We start from the raw sequence: 11634 nt of genomic DNA on the forward strand, positions 1-11634 counted from the left end.
CCCGGAAGGCGGGATCGGGCGTGCGTTCGTCGCGGAGCGTGGTCAGCAGGATCGCCACGAGCGGATGATCCAGGGTGTGCGTACGCATGCCGAAACGATAAGGTCGAGCACACCGGCACCGCTGTCTCGGCGAGGATTTCCGCGTGTGGCGAATTTCGCGGAACCACGCGGGAAGCCGGTGCGTCGAAACCGGTGGATGACATACTCTGCCCGTTAACGAAGTCGATGGGGGAACCTCTGATGGTGAACATCTCGGCCGATGCCGACGGCATCGCGGCCTATGGCGCGACGACCGGGATCATGTCCGGCGAACTGGCGGCGGCGGGGGCCGGCGCGACAGGGGCCGCCCCGGCGATCCTGGGCCCGATCTTCGGCCTGGTCGGCGGTGATTTCCTGGCCGCCTACACCGCCGCCCACGCGGGTCACGTGGCGACGATCGGCCAGTTGTCGGCGGTCCTGGGCACGATGAGCGGCGCGGCGGGTGTGGCCGCCGTCAGCTACGCCGAGGCCGATTCCGGTAACGCCGCGGCTCTGCGCGCCACCGCCGGGGAGTAACCGGTGATCGATATAACCGCGCTGGCCAAGCCGATCTTCGATCTGCTCTCCAGTTTCGGGACCGGAGTCCTGTCCACGGGCGGGCCCGGAGACGCGCTGCGCTCCGCCTCCACCGCCATCGATCAGGTCCATACGCTGGGCCGAAGCGGTATCAATCAGATGAACACCGCGTGGGACGGCACCGGCGCCGATGCCGCCACCTCGAAGGCACTGCGGGTGCAGACCACCGCCGCCACCATCTCGGATCGAGGCAACGAGATGGCCACCGTCATGGGTCAGGCGGCGGCCCATGTCGAAACCGGGAACAAGGATCTCACCGCCATCGCGCAATCGTTCGTGAACACCGCGACCGCCGCGGCGCCCACCCTGGGCACCCCGGCCGGGCTGTCGCTGCTCGTGGGATCGGCTATCGACCACCTAGGCCAAGCACTGGGCGTGGTGGGCCGGGTCCAGAACGATCTGCAGACCCAGACCGCCTCGATGAACGAACTCACCCCGCCGCCCACCACCCCGTCTGCCGCGAATACCGCGCCCGTGAGCACGCAGGCGCTGTCCACGGTGTCATCGGGACTGAGCAGTGTGGCCGGGGTGGCCGGGAATCTGATGAGTACCGCCCTGGCGGGTCCGAGCGGATCCACCACCACGACCACCACGAGCGCGGGCACCCCGAACAAGACCACCACCTCCGCCGGGCAGACCGCCGAGGGCGAGGGCGTGAAGATCACCCTGCCCGACGGCAGCGTGGTCGAGGCCCCGAACGAAAAGGCCGCCACCGCAGTGAAGGCCGCACTCGGCACGGTCGGGACCCCTTACGTCTGGGGCGGCAACACCCCCGGGTCCGGGCTCGACTGCAGCGGTATGACGAAGTACGCCTACGGCGAGGCCGGGGTGGAATTGCCGCGTCTCGCGCACGAGCAGGCCAACGGCGCCACCCCGGTGTCGGCGGGCGATCTGATGCCCGGCGATCTGGCGGTCTGGGACGGTCACGTGGCCATGGTGATCGGAAACGGGCAACTGGTCGAAGCCGGTGATCCGGTGCAGGTCGGCGCCATCCGCACCGAGAACAGCGGGATGGAATTCTACGGCTTCTACCGGCCCACCGAATGAGCCGCCGGGCCACCGCTGACGCGGTGACCAGGGCGGATATCCGATCACTATGAGTGGACAGCATATGAGCGAGCAGCAGATTCCCGAGGTGCCGAATGTCACGGTGGCGGGTAGCCGCAACCGCGCCGGCACCCTGTCGGTACGTGCCACCGATCAGGGAATGCCGGTGGAGATCACCTTCGAGCGCAGTGAATACCGGTACGGCGCACAGGCTCTCGCCGACGAGATCCTGCGGCTGACCCGCCGCTCGACCATCGCGGCCAAGGCCAAACGACGAGAACTCCTGGAGGAGAACGGTATGCCGGCCGACATCCTGGACCAGCTGGGCCTGCCGACCCGCCAGCAGGCCGTGGACGAACTGGACCGGATGGACGATGCCGATACCGGCCCGACGAGTTGGATGCGGCCGGTATGAGCGGCCGTCGCACAGCACGCGAGCGCCGACGGTCACCGGGATCCGAAAGGGAAGCAGTATGAGCGCGGAAATGGATGCCCTGGTCGCCGGGGCCACACAGAAACTCGAAGCGCTCGAAGCGGCGCTGTACGGGCTCAAACAGGTACGCGGCCATTTCACCACCGAGGACGGGATGGTCTCGGTGGAGATCGACAGCGACGGCGCCCTGGTCGGCCTGCGACTGAGCGAGGCGGTCACGTCGCTGCCGCCGGCCGAAACCGCGCAGCTCATCATCTGGGCCGGCCGGCAGGCCGCCGAGGACGCGGGCAATCAGCGTTCGAGCGTTATTGCCGCGCTGAACGAATCGTTCCCGTCCGCCGAGGGAGCGCCGGGGCCGGCCGGAACCGCACCGGAGGGTGCCTGAATCAGGCGACCACCGGGCCCGGCGCCGGTCACGTAGCGGGTCCGCGCGGACTGCGGATGGCCTTCGCCAACAGCGCCCGTTAGGCTTCCGCACATGGCTTCTGGAGACATCGTCCCGATCGAGCTCGGTCTGACCGACGGCGATCTCGTCACCTTGTGGGCACCGCGCTGGCGTGACGGTGACGACGAGTGGGAAGCGTTCCTAGGACATGAGGATGCCCTGTACGGCTTCGAGTCGGTAGCCGAACTGGCAGCCTTCATCCGGACCGATTCCGATAACGATCTGGTCGACCATCCGGCATGGAAGGTCGTCGCGGGTCTTTCCCCGGCCGAACTCGAACCGGAGGACAACTACTCGTTCGACCTGGTCGGAGTGCCCGAGCTGGCCGCCGGGGAGCCGGACGTGGACACCATCGCCGAACTGGAAGACACCCTGGCCATGGTGCGCAATATCGGCGAGGTCTGCGAACTGGAGGCGGTGACGAAGTTCTTCGGCTCGCATCCTTCGCTGGGTGCGCTGGCCGGCGGGACCCATATGTTCGCCGGCCGCGAAGGCCTGGAGCTGTGGGACCGGATCGGCGCCGCCGTCGCCAAGAGCTGGGACGATGTACTGGATGCCATCGATTCGGTGGTCCAGGTCCCGGATGTCGACGCCGAAGCCGTCGCTCTCGCCGAAGCCGAGTTGCTGGCCGCCGAAGAGAACGAGGTGGACGCCGACGATGCGGCCGATTCCGACGACGACAGCGATTTCGAGCCGGTCGACCTCGACGAGGACGACGACGATGAAGACGAGGACGACGAAGACGAGCTGACCTTCTGGGAGGAGGTCGGTATCGACCCTGTCAAGATCGTCACCAGCGAGGCCGAATACTTCACGCTGCGCTGCTATCTGGACGACGAGCCGATCTTCCTCGGCGCCCGCAAGAGCATCTCGGTATTCGCCAGCGAACGCGCCCTCGCCCGCTACCTGGCCGACGATCACGAGCACGATCTGGTCCAGATCAGCACCTTCGCCGAGGTCCAGACCGCCGCGGTCGACGGTTCCCTGGAGGTCGAGGTCACCGACGAGAACGTCTACGTACTGCCCGGCCTGGCCGACGATCTCGCCGAGGGCCCGCGCGCCGTCGACGGCGAACAACTGGATCTGGTGCTCGAACTGTTCACCGACGCCGCCGACTACGCCGACGACGATTCGGTCGAACAGGCGCTGGCGAAGTCCACCCCGCTCGGCTGGTACGTCTCCTACCTGCTGAACCCGGACCCGACCCGGATGGCGCCCAATCCGCCCTTCGACGCCGAGGCCAAGGCGTGGCGTGACCTGGAGCGCGCTTTCGAGTCCCGCCTCGACGCCCGCTGACCCGCGACTCGCCGGGCGGCGGACACGCCGGTCGCGACCGGGCCCAGGTCTCGAGTTGGACACACGACGGCCATTTCGTCGTCAAACCGGCATCGACTGGGCAAACTGTCTGGCCAGCGGCGTTGTCGTAGCGCAGACCCGGCCGGGAGCGGTTCCGGCAGGGGGGCGGCACGCCGCCGCACCATGGGCGGTTGTACGAAGGAGGACGCATGCCGACAGTGCGGATCGATCTGGATCAAGACCTGCTGGCGGCCGCCGGCGCCATCATGGGTACGGCGACGAGCAAGGCGACGATCCACGAAGCGTTGCGCCGCATCGTGGTGCACGAGCGGCAGCTACGGCATTTCGAGCGGCTGGCCGCTTCGGCCCTGAACCGCCCACCGCAACCCGCCACCTGAGCAGTCGGGCAGCAACCCGCGCCCGGAAGGTCGCGGGCCTGTCGGTCCGCACTGGCATGATCCGGATGCACGGACGCTGGAGGGGGAATCATGCCGGGAACGATCACCGATCTACCCGTATCGCAACGACCGCGGGAGCGTCTGTGCACGCTCGGACCACAGGCACTCAGCGACGGTGAACTACTGGCGCTGCTGCTGGGGCAGGGCCGGCGCGGCGAAAGCGCCGTAGACCTCGCGTTCGCGCTGCTCGCGGAGTTCGGCGGGGTGGCCGGTCTGGCGGCGGCCCGGCCGGAGGAGCTGGCCCGGCGCCCCGGTATCGGCGCCGCCAAGGCCGCCGCGATCAGTGCCGCCTTCCAGCTCGCCGCCCGGGCCCGCGACGGTGCCGGGAGCCTGCCGCCGCTGTCCCGGGCCGAGGATGTGGCCCGGGCGGCCCGGCCACTGTTCGCGGGTGCGCGAGTCGAGCGGTTACTCGTCCTGATCTGCGATTCCCGCAACCGGCCGCGACGGCGCGTATTCGTGGCCGAGGGTGCGATCGACGAGGTCGCGGTCCCGGTCCGGGAGATCTTGAACACCGTGCTCCGCCACGACGGCCGCGCGTTCGCGCTGGCACACAATCACCCGTCCGGTGATCCGACGCCGAGCGTCGACGACCGGCGCGTCAGTACTCTGCTGGCCGCGGCCGCGGGCACGGTCGGTTTGCGTTTTCTCGACCACGTGGTGATAGCGGGTGAGGACTGGCGGCGCGCGGCACCCTTCGAGGAATCGATGCTGTGAGGCGCGGCCCGGCGTCAGCCGAGCGGTTCGGCGACTTCGCCGGGCCGCGCCGCCGCACTACCGCGCCACCGCCGGCGGGCGGCGATCCGGGCACCGATCAGCCCCTGCCGCGGCGCGAACAGGTAGACGGCGGTGAAGACCGCCCCCTGCGCCAGCACGATGGTCGCGCCCGGCGCGGTATCGGCGTAGTAGCTCACGTACAGGCCGACCACCGCGCAGCATCCCGAGAGGGCGGGCGCGAGGACCAGCATGCGGCCGAATCGTTCGGTGAGCAGATACGCGGTGGCGCCGGGGATGATGAGCATGGCGACCACCAGGATCACCCCGACCGCCTGCAGTGCCACCACCGAGGTCAGGGCGAGCAGGCCGAGCAGTGCCGCGCCCAGGACGCGGGGGTTCAGGCCCAGTGCGTACGCGTGGGTGGGGTCGAAGGCGTACAGCGTGAAATCGCGGCGTTTGAGTACCAGCGCCCCGAAGACCACCGCGGCCAGTATCGCGATCTGGAGCAGTTCCTCCGGACCGACGCCGAGGAGATTGCCGAAGATGATGTGGTTGAGATCGGTATCGCTGGGGGTCACCGAGATGAGTACCAGGCCGAGGGCGAACAGGGTGGTGAACACGATGCCGATCGCGGCGTCCTCCTTGATCCGGCTGGTGTCGCGGACCAGCCCGATCAACCCGACGGCCAGGAATCCGAAGACCACCGCGCCGACGGCGAACGGCACTCCGGCGATATAGGCGAGTACCACCCCGGGCAGGACGGCGTGCGATACGGCGTCGCCCATCAGCGACCAGCCCACCAGTACCAGCCAGCACGACAGCAGCCCGCAGACGACGGCCGCGACGATACTCGTGGTTAGTGCGCGCACCATGAACGCGTAGCGCAGCGGTTCGAGGAAGAATTCGAGCAGGTCCATCGCGATCACCGCGGCTCGGTGACGTCGAGACCGAAGGCCAGCGCGAGATTCTCCGGGCGCAGCGCTTCCTCCGGGCTGCCGTGCACGAGCACCCGGCGCATCAGCAGTACCGCTTCGTCGGCCAGGCCCGGCAGGGCGTGCAGGTCATGAGTGGAGATCAGCACCGTGGCACCGTCGGCGGCCAGCCCGCGCAGTAGTGCGGTGATCGTCGCCTCGGACCGTTTGTCGACCCCGGCGAACGGTTCGTCCAGTAGCAGGATTCGCGCGCCCTGGGCGATCCCGCGGGCGACGAAGGCTCGTTTACGCTGGCCGCCGGACAGTCTTCCGATCTGCCGGTTCGCCAGCTCGGCGAGTTCGACCCGTTCCAGCGCGTCGTCGACCGCGGCCCGGTCGGCGCGGCCCGCCCGGCGGGTGAAGCCCATCCGCCCGTAACGCCCCATGGTCACCACATCGCGCACCGACAGCGGGAACGACCAGTCGACGGCCTCGCTCTGCGGGACGTAACCGAGCACTCCGGACCGGCGCGCGGCGGCCGGTTTGCCGCCGTCCACCCGGACGGTGCCGCGCGCGGGCGTGACCATTCCCATCAGGGTTTTGAACAGGGTCGATTTCCCGGACCCGTTCATGCCGACGAGCGCGCACACCCGGCCCGGGTCCAGGGTCAGTTCGACCCGGTCCAGCGCCTGGACCTCTCCGTAGTAGACGGAGACACCGTCCACCTCGATCGCGGGGACTGTCATGGCCTGCTCCCGGTGAGTGCGGCGGCTATCGTCTCGGCGTCGTGCCGGATGAGATCCAGATAGGTCGGGACCGGACCGTCGGCGGTGGACAGCGAATCCACGTACAGGACGCCGCCGAACCGCGCGCCGGTGGCCTCCACGACCCGCCGCATGGGCGCGTCGGAGACGGTGGATTCGCAGAAAACCGCGGGCACCTCGTGGTCGCGGACGTATTCGATCACCTGGGTGATCTGTTGCGGGGTGGCCTGCCGCTCGGCGTTGACCGGCCAGATGTAGGCCTCCGACAGCCCCGCGTCGCGCGCCAGGTAGGAGAACGCGCCCTCACAGGTCACCAGTGCCCGCTGCCGGCGCGGCAGCTCGCCGAGCGCGGCGACGAGTTCGTCGTGCACCTGCTGCAGGCGGAGTTTGTAGCGCGCCGCGTTGTCGCGGAACGCGGCTTCGTGTTCGGGCGCCATCCGGATGAACGCGGTGACCATGTTGTCCACATAGGTCTGCACGTTCAACGGCGACATCCAGGCATGCGGATTCGGTTTGCCCGCATAGGCGTCGGAGGTGATGGGCACCGGTGCGACCCCGTCGCTCACGGTGACGCGTTCGGCATCCAGATCGGCCACGAACTGATCGAACCAGGCCTCCAGGTTCATCCCGTTGTCCAGGATGAGATCGGCTTTGGCCGCCCGTTTCATATCTCCGGGTGTCGGCTCGTAGCCGTGGATCTCGGACCCGGGTTTGGTGAGCGATTCGACCCGCAGGTGCTCACCGGCCACGTTCCGGGCGATATCGGCCAGCACGGTGAAGGTGGTGAGCACCACCGGTTCACCGGTGCGCGGCAGATGGAACGACGCGCACCCGGTGGCGAGGGCGGCGGTGGTGAGGACAGCGGCGATCCGGGCCATCACACGCATTCGAACCACCGCCTTCCGCTGAGGAAATGCTAAGTTCGGGAACCCGAATAATCAACTTCGTGTGATGGAAAACAAGCTTCCTAGCGGCCGAACAACGCCGCCCCCGCTGCCGGTGGGCAGCGGGGGCGGAGCAGGAGCGGGTGGCGATCAGCGCGCGAACAGCAGTGCGCGCTTGACCTCCTGGATCGCCTTGGTGACCTCGATACCGCGCGGGCAGGCATCGGTGCAGTTGAAGGTGGTGCGGCAGCGCCACACCCCGTCGACCTCGTTGAGGATGTCCAGGCGCTCGCGGGCGGCCTCGTCACGGCTGTCGAAGATGAAGCGGTGCGCGTTCACGATCGCGGCCGGGCCGAAGTAGCTGCCGTCGGTCCAGTACACGGGGCAGGACGTGGTGCAGCAGGCACACAGGATGCACTTGGTGGTGTCGTCGAACCGGGCGCGGTCGGCCTGGCTCTGGATCCGCTCGTAGGTCGGCTCGTTGCCGGAGGTGATGAGGTACGGCTTCACCGCCCGGAACGCGTCGAAGAACGGTTCCATATCCACGACCAGGTCCTTCTCGACCGGCAGACCGCGAATGGGCTCGACGGTGATGGTGACCGGTTTACCGTTCTTCGGCAGCATGTCCTTCATCAGGACCTTGCAGGCCAGCCGGTTGACCCCGTTGATCCGCATCGCGTCGGACCCGCACACCCCGTGCGCGCAGGAGCGCCGGAAGGTGAGGGTCCCGTCCAGGTAGGACTTGATGTAGATGAGGATGTTCAGGAACCGGTCCGTCGAGAGCGCGGGCACCTGGAACGACTCCCAGCGCTGCCCCTGACCGTCCTCCGGGTTGAACCGCGCCACCTTGACGGTGATCATGGTCGAACCCTCGGGGACCGGCGCCGGGTTCGCGACCGTCGGATTCTCGGCTACAGCGGTCATCAGTACTTACGCTCCATCGGCTCGTAACGGGTCTGCACCACCGGCTTGAAGTCGAGGCGGATATCGGAGAGGAGATCCGCGCCCTCCTTGTAGGCCATCGTGTGCCGCATGAAGTTCACGTCGTCGCGGTCGGGGTAGTCCTCGCGCGCGTGCCCGCCACGCGACTCCTTGCGGTTGAGCGCGCCGACCACCGTGACTTCGGCCAGTTCCAGCAGGAAGCCCAGTTCCAGGGCCTCGAGCAGATCGCTGTTGTAGCGTTTGCCCTTGTCCTGCACCGTGATCCGGGCGTAGCGCTCCTTGAGCGCGTGGATATCGGTGAGGGCCTGCTTCAGGGTGTCCTCGGTGCGGAACACCGAGGCATTGTTGTCCATCGACTTCTGCAGTTCGGTCCGGATATCGGCGACCCGCTCGTTGCCGTGGTCGGACAGGATCAGCGAGAGCCATTCCTGCACCATCTGCGAGGGGTTCTCCGGCATATCGACGAATTCGGCGCGATGCGCGTATTCCGCGGCGGCGATACCGGCGCGCCGGCCGAAGACGTTGATATCGAGCAGCGAATTGGTGCCGAGGCGGTTCGCGCCGTGTACCGAGACGCAGGCGCATTCACCGGCGGCGTACAGGCCGGGGACGATATCGGTGTTGTTCTTGAGCACCTCGCCCTCGATCCGGGTGGGGATACCGCCCATGACGTAGTGGCAGGTGGGGAACACCGGCACCAGTTCCTTCACCGGGTCCACACCGAGGTAGGTGCGGGCGAACTCTGTGATATCGGGCAGCTTCTCCTCGAGCACGTCCTCGCCGAGGTGGGTCACGTCGATGTAGACGTAGTCCTTGTTCGGCCCGGCGCCGCGGCCCTCGAGCACCTCGAGCACCATCGAACGGGCGACGATATCGCGGGGTGCGAGGTCCTTGATGGTGGGCGCGTAGCGTTCCATGAACCGCTCGCCGTCCACATTGCGCAGGATGCCGCCCTCGCCACGGACCGCCTCGGAGATGAGGATGCCCAGCCCGGCCAGGCCCGTCGGATGGAACTGGTGGAATTCCATATCCTCGAGCGGCAGGCCCTTGCGGAACACGATCGCCATACCGTCGCCGGTGAGCGTATGCGCGTTGGAGGTGGTCTTGTACATCCGGCCGGAACCGCCGGTGGCGAAGACGATCGACTTCGCGTGGAAGACGTGCAGTTCACCGGTGGCCAGCTCGTAGGCCACCACACCGGTGGCGACCTGACCGCGATCGGTATCGGTCAGCACCAGGTCCAGCACGTAGAACTCGTTGTAGAACTCGACGTCGTGCTTGACGCAGTTCTGGTACAGCGTTTGCAGGATCATATGACCGGTGCGGTCGGCGGCGTAGCACGCGCGGCGCACCGGGGCCTTGCCGTGGTCGCGGGTGTGCCCGCCGAACCGGCGCTGGTCGATCTTGCCCTCGGGCGTGCGGTTGAACGGCAGGCCCATCTTCTCCAGATCGAGCACCGCGTCGATGGCCTCTTTGGCCATGATCTCCGCCGCGTCCTGGTCGACCAGGTAGTCACCACCCTTGACCGTGTCGAAGGTGTGCCACTCCCAGTTGTCCTCTTCGACGTTGGCCAGGGCCGCGCACATACCGCCCTGGGCCGCGCCGGTGTGGCTGCGGGTCGGATACAGCTTCGTCAGCACCGCGGTCCGTGCCCGCGGGCCCGCCTCGATGGCCGCCCGCATACCCGCGCCACCGGCGCCGACGATCACGACGTCGTAGCGGTGCTCCTGAACGGGTCGGGACTCAACAACGTCGCTGGTTCGTTCGCTGCTCTCACTCATGCGAGGGGGCCCGTTCCTAACTGATGTTGGGGTCGAAGGTGAAGATGACGTAGGTGCCCACGCCCATGATCAGGATCATCGACAGCACCAGCAGGGTGTTCAGCCAGAAGCGGGTCGAATCCTTGCGGGAGTAGTCCGCGATGACCGTGCGCAGGCCGTTTCCGCCGTGCAGCTGCGCCAGCCACAGCATGGACAGGTCCCAGATCTGCCAGAACGGGCTGGACCAGCGGCCCGCGACGAAGGCGAAGTTGAGCCGCTTCACGCCGCCGTCGAGCAGCAGCATGATCGCCATATGGCCGAGCACCAGCACGATCAGCGCCAGGCCGGAGAAGCGCATGAACAGCCAGGCGTTCTTCTCGAAGTTGCCGCCGGTGCGGGCCCGGGGGGAACGCGGCAGGTCCAGGCTGGCCGGACGATCGTGGGATTTACCGATAACAGGTGCGGACATGGCTCAGTGCTCCGTCAACAGTAGGTAGAACATGCGGCCGATCGAGGGCACCAGGAGCACGACGACCAGGCCGATGATGCCCCACAGCATCTGCCTCTGATAGCGCGGACCCTTGGACCAGAAGTCCACCAGGATCACTCGCACACCGTTGAGCGCGTGGAACAGCACACAGAAGACCAGGCCCATCTCCATGAGCGCGACGATCGGGGTCTTGTAGATCTCGATCGCTTCGTCGTACATCTCGGGACTCACCCGCACGAGCGCGGTATCCAGGACGTGCACGAACAGGAAGAAGAAGACCGTCACACCGGTGATCCGGTGCAGGGCCCAGGACCACATGCCGGGGTCGCCTCGGTACAGCGTTTTGCGCTTCGGCTGAGCCGGAGCTTCTATCGTGGTCATAGAGTTCGGTGCCTCCAACATCGTTGATGGACCCGGTCACAGATCCCGGCACCGGTGTGGAAGGGGCCGGATATTCGGTGGCGGGTCATCCCGCGGCCGACAGGGCCGGCTACCGGGGCCGCTGTCGAGGGGTTCGCCGCCGCCGAACCTGAACCGATCTGTTCTGGACTCTAATCCTCTGACAATCGGGGAACTAATTCGGCTTACCGCGCGTTGCGCCCAGATCACACAGGTTAGGTTTACCTTTGTAGGGCCGGACGGGGGTTGTGCGGCTGGTTCGTCGCGCCCTCGTTCACCCATTCATAGAACCTTTGCGCGGCGCGCGTTTCTTCCACAAACCATTGGTATGCAGCGGATTTCACATTCCCGGCCGGACCCACGCCGAAGCGCCGCCATTTACGGCGGACACACGGCCTCTCAATGCCGAAGTCACCATTGTGCGGGACGGCAATGTGCGAATTGTCTCACCCGGAAGCCGGAAGTTACTCAACAGT

At 67.2% G+C, this 11634-nt stretch carries 14 protein-coding genes and 1 pseudogene; 7 read left to right on the plus strand and 8 right to left on the minus strand.

Going from position 1 to position 11634, the window contains the following annotated elements; all coding sequences use genetic code 11:
* A pseudogene (locus tag ACWDU1_RS21005) lies at nt 1–88 on the minus strand (uracil phosphoribosyltransferase); the annotation flags it as partial.
* Nucleotides 89–225: 137 nt separating this feature from the next.
* Between ACWDU1_RS21005 and ACWDU1_RS21010 the strand changes: the two are divergent.
* The 7 genes from ACWDU1_RS21010 to ACWDU1_RS21040 all read left to right on the plus strand — a co-directional run bounded on the left by ACWDU1_RS21010 (nt 226) and on the right by ACWDU1_RS21040 (nt 5008).
* On the plus strand, nt 226–555 hold the full coding sequence (locus ACWDU1_RS21010) for a type VII secretion target (protein ID WP_450000762.1): 330 nt from the start codon (nt 226–228) through the stop codon (nt 553–555).
* A gap of 3 nt (nt 556–558) precedes the next feature.
* Nucleotides 559–1662, plus strand: coding sequence for a C40 family peptidase (locus tag ACWDU1_RS21015; RefSeq protein WP_450000764.1), 1104 nt, complete (start codon nt 559–561; stop codon nt 1660–1662).
* 64 nt (nt 1663–1726) lie between these two features.
* Nucleotides 1727–2077 (plus strand): hypothetical protein, encoded by a 351-nt coding sequence (locus ACWDU1_RS21020; protein WP_450000765.1) that lies wholly within the window; start codon nt 1727–1729, stop codon nt 2075–2077.
* Between the two features lie 58 nt (nt 2078–2135).
* Nucleotides 2136–2480, plus strand: coding sequence for a YbaB/EbfC family nucleoid-associated protein (locus ACWDU1_RS21025; protein ID WP_450000767.1), 345 nt, complete (start codon nt 2136–2138; stop codon nt 2478–2480).
* 93 nt (nt 2481–2573) lie between these two features.
* Nucleotides 2574–3836, plus strand: coding sequence for a primosomal protein (locus ACWDU1_RS21030; RefSeq protein WP_450000768.1), 1263 nt, complete (start codon nt 2574–2576; stop codon nt 3834–3836).
* A gap of 209 nt (nt 3837–4045) precedes the next feature.
* Nucleotides 4046–4234, plus strand: a complete 189-nt coding sequence (locus ACWDU1_RS21035; protein WP_357422221.1) for a type II toxin-antitoxin system VapB family antitoxin — start codon at nt 4046–4048, stop codon at nt 4232–4234.
* Between the two features lie 90 nt (nt 4235–4324).
* Nucleotides 4325–5008 (plus strand): JAB domain-containing protein, encoded by a 684-nt coding sequence (locus tag ACWDU1_RS21040; RefSeq protein WP_450000770.1) that lies wholly within the window; start codon nt 4325–4327, stop codon nt 5006–5008.
* Between the two features lie 14 nt (nt 5009–5022).
* Here ACWDU1_RS21040 and ACWDU1_RS21045 read toward each other — a convergent pair whose 3' ends face one another.
* The 7 genes from ACWDU1_RS21045 to sdhC all read right to left on the minus strand — a co-directional run bounded on the left by ACWDU1_RS21045 (nt 5023) and on the right by sdhC (nt 11140).
* A complete protein-coding gene (locus ACWDU1_RS21045; protein WP_450000771.1) occupies nt 5023–5925 on the minus strand; it encodes a metal ABC transporter permease in 903 nt (300 codons plus the stop codon).
* Nucleotides 5926–5930: 5 nt separating this feature from the next.
* Nucleotides 5931–6665, minus strand: a complete 735-nt coding sequence (locus ACWDU1_RS21050; protein ID WP_450000773.1) for a metal ABC transporter ATP-binding protein — start codon at nt 6663–6665, stop codon at nt 5931–5933.
* A complete protein-coding gene (locus tag ACWDU1_RS21055) occupies nt 6662–7570 on the minus strand; it encodes a metal ABC transporter substrate-binding protein (protein WP_450000775.1) in 909 nt (302 codons plus the stop codon). The genes ACWDU1_RS21050 and ACWDU1_RS21055 overlap by 4 nt, the downstream gene beginning before the upstream one ends.
* A 147-nt stretch (nt 7571–7717) precedes the next feature.
* Nucleotides 7718–8491: a succinate dehydrogenase iron-sulfur subunit gene (locus ACWDU1_RS21060; RefSeq protein WP_450000777.1), complete on the minus strand. Its 774-nt coding sequence runs from the start codon at nt 8489–8491 to the stop codon at nt 7718–7720.
* Nucleotides 8491–10290 carry a succinate dehydrogenase flavoprotein subunit gene (gene sdhA / locus ACWDU1_RS21065; protein WP_450000778.1) on the minus strand — a complete coding sequence of 600 codons (1800 nt, stop codon included), beginning with the start codon at nt 10288–10290 and terminating at the stop codon, nt 8491–8493. The genes ACWDU1_RS21060 and sdhA overlap by 1 nt, the downstream gene beginning before the upstream one ends.
* A gap of 16 nt (nt 10291–10306) precedes the next feature.
* A complete protein-coding gene (locus ACWDU1_RS21070; protein WP_450000779.1) occupies nt 10307–10738 on the minus strand; it encodes a succinate dehydrogenase hydrophobic membrane anchor subunit in 432 nt (143 codons plus the stop codon).
* Nucleotides 10739–10741: 3 nt separating this feature from the next.
* Nucleotides 10742–11140 carry a succinate dehydrogenase, cytochrome b556 subunit gene (gene sdhC, locus ACWDU1_RS21075; RefSeq protein ID WP_450000781.1) on the minus strand — a complete coding sequence of 133 codons (399 nt, stop codon included), beginning with the start codon at nt 11138–11140 and terminating at the stop codon, nt 10742–10744.
* Nucleotides 11141–11634: the final 494 nt, after the last annotated feature.

The organism is Nocardia sp. NPDC003345 (assembly GCF_053589395.1).

What these genes read in the sequence shown, in the direction of transcription:
- ACWDU1_RS21035 (WP_357422221.1), top strand. Translation starts at nt 4,046, where the DNA reads ATGCCGACAGTGCGGATCGATCTGGATCAAGACCTGCTGGCGGCCGCC.
- ACWDU1_RS21010 (WP_450000762.1), top strand. Translation starts at nt 226, where the DNA reads ATGGGGGAACCTCTGATGGTGAACATCTCGGCCGATGCCGACGGCATC.
- ACWDU1_RS21025 (WP_450000767.1), top strand. Translation starts at nt 2,136, where the DNA reads ATGAGCGCGGAAATGGATGCCCTGGTCGCCGGGGCCACACAGAAACTC.
- ACWDU1_RS21050 (WP_450000773.1), bottom strand. Translation starts at nt 6,665, where the DNA reads ATGACAGTCCCCGCGATCGAGGTGGACGGTGTCTCCGTCTACTACGGA.
- ACWDU1_RS21030 (WP_450000768.1), top strand. Translation starts at nt 2,574, where the DNA reads ATGGCTTCTGGAGACATCGTCCCGATCGAGCTCGGTCTGACCGACGGC.
- ACWDU1_RS21070 (WP_450000779.1), bottom strand. Translation starts at nt 10,738, where the DNA reads ATGTCCGCACCTGTTATCGGTAAATCCCACGATCGTCCGGCCAGCCTG.
- ACWDU1_RS21045 (WP_450000771.1), bottom strand. Translation starts at nt 5,925, where the DNA reads ATGGACCTGCTCGAATTCTTCCTCGAACCGCTGCGCTACGCGTTCATG.
- ACWDU1_RS21055 (WP_450000775.1), bottom strand. Translation starts at nt 7,570, where the DNA reads ATGCGTGTGATGGCCCGGATCGCCGCTGTCCTCACCACCGCCGCCCTC.
- sdhC (WP_450000781.1), bottom strand. Translation starts at nt 11,140, where the DNA reads ATGACCACGATAGAAGCTCCGGCTCAGCCGAAGCGCAAAACGCTGTAC.
- sdhA (WP_450000778.1), bottom strand. Translation starts at nt 10,290, where the DNA reads ATGAGTGAGAGCAGCGAACGAACCAGCGACGTTGTTGAGTCCCGACCC.
- ACWDU1_RS21020 (WP_450000765.1), top strand. Translation starts at nt 1,727, where the DNA reads ATGAGCGAGCAGCAGATTCCCGAGGTGCCGAATGTCACGGTGGCGGGT.
- ACWDU1_RS21040 (WP_450000770.1), top strand. Translation starts at nt 4,325, where the DNA reads ATGCCGGGAACGATCACCGATCTACCCGTATCGCAACGACCGCGGGAG.
- ACWDU1_RS21060 (WP_450000777.1), bottom strand. Translation starts at nt 8,491, where the DNA reads ATGACCGCTGTAGCCGAGAATCCGACGGTCGCGAACCCGGCGCCGGTC.